The 5971-nt window shown below is 73.9% G+C and carries 6 protein-coding genes; all 6 read left to right on the top strand.

Going from position 1 to position 5971, the window contains the following annotated elements; translation table 11 throughout:
- Positions 1-835 (top strand): CAP domain-containing protein (locus tag EHS43_RS35145; protein WP_260470851.1); only part of this gene is annotated, 835 nt, incomplete at its 5' end.
- Between the two features lie 69 nt (positions 836-904).
- Entirely contained in the window at positions 905-1582 is a 678-nt protein-coding gene (locus tag EHS43_RS35140; protein WP_125194688.1) for an AIM24 family protein, read from the top strand.
- Between the two features lie 169 nt (positions 1583-1751).
- Complete coding sequence (locus EHS43_RS35135; protein WP_125194687.1) at positions 1752-2792, top strand: tetratricopeptide repeat protein; 1041 nt, start codon at positions 1752-1754, stop codon at positions 2790-2792.
- Entirely contained in the window at positions 2789-3763 is a 975-nt protein-coding gene (locus EHS43_RS35130) for a polyprenyl synthetase family protein (protein ID WP_125194686.1), read from the top strand. The genes EHS43_RS35135 and EHS43_RS35130 overlap by 4 nt, the downstream gene beginning before the upstream one ends.
- Before the next feature lie 71 nt (positions 3764-3834).
- Positions 3835-4794 (top strand): threonine/serine dehydratase, encoded by a 960-nt coding sequence (locus EHS43_RS35125; protein ID WP_125194685.1) that lies wholly within the window; start codon positions 3835-3837, stop codon positions 4792-4794.
- Positions 4795-4948: 154 nt separating this feature from the next.
- A partial coding sequence (locus EHS43_RS35120) for a protein kinase (protein WP_148104160.1) occupies positions 4949-5971 on the top strand: 1023 nt, incomplete at its 3' end.

The following is a 5971-nucleotide window of genomic DNA, read 5'->3' as shown; positions in this document are numbered from 1 at the left end:
CCCCGCCACGGTCCACACCACGCCCGCACCCCGTACCCCCCGGGCCGCTCCTTCGGCCGCCGCGGACGATTTCCTCGCTCTGGTCAACTCCGCGCGCTCCCGGGCCGGTTCACCTCCGGTCACGCTCGACGGGCGGCTCGGCGAAGCCGCCCGCCTGCACGCCTCGGCGATGGCCGCAGCGGGACGGCTCGGTGTCGAGGGCGCCGACGGCGTCTCCGTCTTCCAGCGGCTCACCGCCACCGGGTACACGTACCTCACCGTCGGCGAACACCTCGTCTCCGGCCCCCGAGACGCGGCCGAGCTCGTCGCGTACTGTCTGCGCGCCGAGCAGCCACGGCGGATCCTGCACGACCCGGCCTTCCGCCATGTCGGAGTGGCGCACGCCACCAAGGGCCGCTCGGGCGACACGTACTGGACGGCGCTGTGGGCGAGAGAGCTCACGCCGGACGGCCTGGCCCGGACCGCCGCCGAGGTCGTGGACCTCACCAACCGCGAGCGCGCCCGGGCCGCCCTGCCGCCGCTCGCCGTCGACCCGCTCCTGGCCCGGGCGGCGCAGGCGTACAGCACCGACATGGCGGTCCGCGCCTTCTACTCCCACACCTCGCCTGAGGGCACCCAGCCCTGGGACCGGGCGGCCGCCGCGGGCTCCACCCGCCGTTCGATCGGGGAGAACATCGCGTGCGGGCAGCGCTCCGCGGCCGAGGTAGTCGAGGGCTGGATGAACAGCCCCGGACACCGCGCCAACATCCTCAAGCCCGGCTTCACCCACATCGGGACCGGGTTCGCGGGCGGCGGCCCGGCGGGCACCTACTGGACCCAGCTCTTCGGCGCCTGAGGCAGTCCGCAAGAACAGGGCCGGGCCACGATCTTGGCGGAGGGAATCCCTCCGGGCCAGGATGCCCTCATGAAGGGTGACCTCTTTTCCAGTGAGCACATGGTGCAGCCGGCCACCGCGCCGGGCATGACGGTCGAGAACGCGAAGTGCATCCGGTACGCGGTGCACGGCGAGATGCTCGCCCGCCAGGGGGCGATGGTCGCCTACCGCGGCAGTCTCCAGTTCGAGCGCAAGGGCCAGGGCGTGGGCGGCATGCTCAAGCGGGCCGTCACCGGCGAGGGGCTGCCGCTGATGGCGGTGCGCGGACAGGGCGAGGCCTGGTTCGCGCACGAGGCCCAGAACTGTTTCATCGTGGACGTGGAGCCGGGCGACGAGTTCACGGTCAACGGCCGCAACGTCCTGTGCTTCGACGCCACACTGGCCTACCGCATAGCGACCGTGAAGGGCGCCGGCATCGCCAGCGGCGGTCTGTTCAACAGTGTCTTCACGGGCCACGGCAGACTCGGTCTCGTCTGCGAGGGCAACCCGCTGGTGATCCCGGTCTCGCCGGAGTACCCGGTGTACGTCGACACGGACGCGGTCGTCGGCTGGACGGCGGGCCTGGGCACCTCGCTGCACCGCTCCCAGTCCATCGGGTCGATGCTGCGCGGTGGTTCCGGGGAGGCGGTGCAACTGGTGCTCCAGGGCAGCGGATTCGTGGTGGTACGCCCGAGCGAGGCGACCCCGCAGAAGGCGCAGCAGCACTGACGCCCCCGGCGTGATCTGCGCCTCACAGGCAACCCGTTCCGCTCCGCCCACGTCTTGACCGGCGACGGACGAGCCCCGGCCTCCGGGCCGGGGCTCTTGTGCAAGGCACTATGCACACCATGTATACACAGCGTGTAGAGATGGGGTGTATACGGACGGAAAGGCATACATGTACGGCAAGGCATTCGCCCCGGAGTACCAGGGCGCGCTCACCGCTCTCTCCGTGAACTCCTCGCTCGACGACGTACTCGCCGCCGGCACCGAGCAGTTGAGAGCGGCCGAGCGGGCCGGACGGCACGGGGAGGCGGCGCGCTCGGGACTCGCGGTCGCCGAGGCACAGCGCCGGCTCGGCAAGGTCGCCGACGCCGACCGGACCTGGAAGGCGAGTTACCGGGCCGCCCGGCGGGCCGGGGACACCGCGGGCATGGCCTGGGCGCTGTGGAGCGGCGGCACGCTGGCCCGGCAGCGGGGCGGATTCGCCCTCGCCCGGCGCCTGTTGGGGCTCGCCGCCGAACTCGGCGAGCGGGGCGGCGATGTCGTCGTGCGCGGCTACTCCCTCGCGGGCCTTGCCGAGACCGGCCGCATCCAGGGCGACTACGAGGCCGTCGGCCGGCTGCACGAGCAGTTGCTGGCCGAGGCCAGGCGGCGCGGCGAGGCCCGGCACACGGTGTGGGCGCTGTCCGGCATCGCGCAGATGCACCGCAACACCGGGTCCTACGACACCGCGTTCGCCATGTTCGAGGAGGCGGCCCGGATCGCCGAGGGCGCCGACGACCGGCGCGGCCACGCCTGGGCGCTGCGCGGGCTCGCCGACCTCGCCTCCGTGCGCGACGGCGACACCGAGCGTGCCCTCGCCCTGCTGTCCGAGGCGGAGGTGACGTGCCGGGAGATGAACCTGTCCAGCGCGCTGGCCTACAACCACAAGATGCGCGGCAACGTCCTGTACCGGGCCGGGCGTTGCTCCGAGGCCCGCGACCTGTACGAGCGGGCGCTCGCCGAGTTCCGTGCCATGAGCGAACCGCGCGGAGAGGCCCTGGCCCGGCTGGGGCTCGCCAAGGCGCTGGCCCGCCTAGGCCGCGACCGGTCCGAGACCGCGGCCGAACTGGCCGATCTGGCACGCGTGCTGGAGCGGACCGGGCTGCGGCACGCCCAGGAGATGGTGCAGCGGGCCCAGGAGGAGTTCGGCGTACGCACGGAGGCGGCCCTGTGACGACGGTCGCCCCTCCCGAAGTCCTCACCCGCTGCCGCGCGTTGGTGCGCCCCGCGCTCCAGGAGGCCGTCGGCACCCTGCACCCCTGGGTCGGTGAGATGGCCGCCTACTCCTTCGGCTGGTGCGAGGTCGGCGGCGCCCCGGCCACCGGGTCCGGCGGCAAGGGGGTGCGGCAGGCGCTCGCCGTGCTGGGAGCCGAGGCGGCCGGCGCCCCCGGGCGGGCCGGGGTGCCCGCGGCGGTCGCGGTGGAGCTGGTGCACGTCTTCTCACTGCTCCACGACGACATCATGGACGGCGACGTGGCCCGGCGCGGCCGCCCCGCGGTGTGGAAGGCCTACGGCACCGGACCCGCCGTGCTCGCGGGCGACGCGCTGTTCGCCCTCGCCGTCGCGACCCTGGCCGACGCCGGTTCCGACGCGCTGCGCCGACTGTCCGCGGCCCTGTCCGACCTGGTGCACGGCCAGGCGGACGACCTCCTGTTCGCCACCCGCCCCTGGACGGGGCCGGAGCGGGTGCGCCCGGACGAGTACCGGGACATGGCCGAGCGCAAGACCGGGGCACTGCTGGGCTGCGCGGCGGCGCTGGGAGCCCTGCTCGGCGGTGCGCCGCCGGCCAGGGTGGCGGCGCTGGACCGGGCGGGACGGCATCTGGGGGTCGCGTTCCAGATCGTCGACGACGTCCTCGGCATCTGGGGCGATCCCCTGGTCACGGGCAAACCCGTGCACGGCGATCTCCGGGAGCGCAAGAAGACGTTCCCGGTGCTCACCGCGCTCGACTCGCCGACTCCTGCGGCGGCCCGCCTCGCGCGGCTCCTGGAGTCGGGCGGGGCGCCGCACGAGATCGCGGCCCTCATCGAGGAGTGCGGCGGCAGATCGGCCGCCCTCGCGCAGGCCCGCCGTCATCTCGCGATCGCGGAGAGCGCGTACGAGCTGCGGCCCTTGCTGGAGTACCTCCTGCGGCGCGATCTCTGACACCGAGTTGACCTGCGCCGCGGGCGGGGACAGGGTTCGGGGAGAGCTCTCTCCACGAAAGGGAAACCGTCTTGATCGGGATCACGGACATCGAACGGCAGGCCGGGCTGATCGCCGGTCACGTCGTGCGCACACCGACCCTGCCCAGCCCCGGTCTGTCCGCGCTCCTCGGTGCTCCCGTCACCGTCAAGCTCGAACTGCTCCAGCGCACCGGCTCGTTCAAGGCGCGCGGGGCGACGGCCAAGCTGCTGTCGCTGAGCGAGGCGGAGCGGGCGGCCGGGGTCGTGGCGGTCAGCGGCGGCAACCACGGGATCGCCCTCGCCCACATGGCGGCGGCGCTCGACGTCAAGGCGACCGTGGTCATGCCGCGCTCGGCGCCCGCCCGGTCCGTGGAGATCGTCGAGGCGGCCGGGGCCTCGCTGCGGCTGACCGACGACATGGACGGCGCCTTCTCGCTCGTGAACCGGCTGCGGGACGAGGGGCTGACGCTGGTCCACCCCTTCGACGACCCGCTGGTGATCGCGGGGCAGGGCACGGTCGGACTGGAGTTCGCCGACGACGCGGGCGAGCTCACCGACGTCCTCGTCAGCGTCGGGGGCGGCGGACTGATCGCCGGGGTCGCCGCGGCCCTGCGGGCACGGCGGCCGGGTGTCCGGGTCTGGGGTGTGGAGACCGAGGGCGCCGAAGCCATGTCCCGGGCGCTCGCCGCGGGCGGGCCGGTGCCGGTCGCGCTGTCCTCCGTGGTGTCCACGCTCAGCGCCCCGTCCGTCTCGCAGCTCACGTACGACCATGTGGCGGCCCAGGTCACCGAGGTTCTCGTGGTCCCGGACCGGGAGGCGGTACGGGGCTGCCTCGACCTCGCCGACCACGCCAAGGTGTGGGGCGAACCCGCGGCCGGGTGTCTCCTGCCCGCCGCCCGGACGGTCCTGGAACGCGTGGGCGCCGACTGCCGGCTGGGTCTCGTCGTGTGCGGAGGCAACGTCACCGCCTCCGACGTCATGGACTGGGCGGCGCGGTTCGGGCTGCGCTGACCGGGGCGCTCGATTCCGGCCGTTCTGCTGACCTGCGAGTCAGAAATCGAGCAACCGGAAAGCGGATTCCATCGGTTGGCGTTTTCATTGAACGCACCACGCCGCACCCGCCGTACCTCTGTGCAAGGTGACAGAGCCAGGGGTTCAGCGAGGGATGACCATGGGCAAGGCGCACATCTCCACACACGAGTTGGTCGCCGGACGGTACCGGCCCCTGGACGTCCTGCACCGCGAGACCAACCGGACCTGCTGGTTCGGCGAGGACGTCTCGGCCGAACGGTCCTGTCTGCTCACCGAGATCGCCCTGCCGGCCGGCACGGACGAGGAGACCGCGCTGCGCACCGCCGCGGGCGTGGTCCGGATGTCCAAGACCATGCGGGTGCTCGCCCCCGGGCGGATCGCCGCGGTCGTGGACGCCGTGGCACTGGACGGCGTCCTGTGGACCGTCACCGAGCCGGTCGACGGCATCCCGCTGGGCGAACTCCTCGGCCGGCAGGGGACGTTCGACCACGTGCAGGCGGCCCGTATCGGCCTGGAGCTGCTGGAGGTGCTGGAGGCCGCGCACGGCGAGGGCATCACCCACGGGGAGCTCAGCCCGGGCCAGGTCTTCGTGCACCACCAGGGCACGGTCGTCGTCACCGGCTTCGGTCTGGCCGGGGCCACCCTCGCCCCGCGGCTGTCGGCACCGTCGTACGCCTCCCCGGAGCAGGCGCGGGACGAGCGCATCGGGCCGGCCGCCGACCTGTGGGCGCTCGGCGCGATCCTCTACACGCTCGTCGAGGGACGTCCGCCGTTCCGCGACCGCGACCGTCCCGCGGCCACCCTGAAGGGCGTCGACCGGCTGCCGCTGCGGGCCCCGGTCCGGGCCGGGCCCCTCACCCCGACCGTGCAGGGGCTGCTGCGCAAGAACTCCCAGGAACGCCTCACCCGCACGGCCGCGCGCAACGCGCTGCTGCGGGTCCTGGACGAGGGCCCGGACCCGGCCCCGCCCCAGGAGTACGGGTCCCGGCTGCTCGCCCTGCCCGCGGTGCCCCCGGGCCGGAACGGGCGGCTCCTCGTCGCGGGGACCGCCCTGGCCGTCGTCACGGTGGCCGCCGCCGTCCTCGCGGTCACCAGGGTGCTGCCCGGCGGTGACAGCGGGACGACCGGCGAGGCACCCGCCCCGTCCGCCTCGGCC

Source organism: Streptomyces sp. RP5T, from assembly GCF_003933965.1.
GTDB lineage: Bacteria > Actinomycetota > Actinomycetes > Streptomycetales > Streptomycetaceae > Streptomyces.
This window is presented reverse-complemented; position numbering and strand designations above follow the sequence as displayed.